General features: G+C 54.2%; 1 pseudogene. It reads left to right on the forward strand.

Annotated features, from left to right (window positions below):
- Nucleotides 1-41: 41 nt before the first annotated feature.
- Nucleotides 42-929, forward strand: a pseudogene (locus AC07SU_RS30865) (IS3 family transposase); the annotation flags it as partial.
- Nucleotides 930-953: the final 24 nt, after the last annotated feature.

The raw sequence follows: 953 nt of genomic DNA on the forward strand, positions 1-953 counted from the left end.
GCCGAACTGAAAATGGAGCGTGAAATCCTAAAAAAGGCGGCGGTATTCTTCGCCAGAGAGTCCAGGTGAGATACGCCTTCGTCGCTGCTGAACGGACTCAATACCCGATACGGGTGTTGTGTCGGGTGATGGAAGTCTCGACTTCAGGTTTCTACGATTATGTGCTCAGGCAGCCTCGTCCCGATCCAGATGCTCAGATTCGCATTGCGTTGCGTAGTGCTTACGCAGCCAGTCGACACACCTACGGTCGGCCACGGTTGGTCGCAGCCTTACGCCAGAAATCGTATGCAGTGGGCCACAAACGGGTCAGACGGTTGATGCGCGAGGAGCGGATACAGGGCAAGTCCAAAGGAGGTTTCAGGCCCTGCACTACTGATAGCTGCCATTATTTGCCGGTGGCGAGCAATGTGTTGGCACGTCAGTTTTCCATCGATAACCCCACGCCGACCTGGGTCAGTGATATCACCTATCTCCCAACCAGAGAGGGTTGGTTGTATCTAGCGGTAGTGTTGAGCATCCAGACCCGCCAGATCTTGGGCTACAGCTTGTCGGACCGCATGCCAGATGGTTTGGTCGAAAGTGCGTTTCTGAATGCCTGGAGCGCCTGTTCTGGCACTAGCGGAGCAGTATTTCACTCCGATCAGGGGCGTCAGTATGCAAGCAGCAAGTTCCGTCTGACGCTGGCCAAGAAGGACTTCACCCAGAGCATGAGTCGAAAGGGGAATTGCTGGGACAATGCAGTGGCCGAGAGCTTTTTCGCTACGCTGAAAAGAGAGGAGGCTTTCGGGGTCTACCCCACAAAAAAACAGGCACAGCTATCAATCGCCAGCTATGTACATGGGTTTTACAACAGCAGTCGACTGCACTCAGCTCTGGGATATCGTTCTCCGAACGAATATGCAAAGAGCTTGAGGCAGAAGACTGGATAGCCAGCTTCTTGGCGTCCGCTGCAG

It is taken from the genome of Pseudomonas sp. GW821-FHT05H12 (assembly GCF_059419385.1).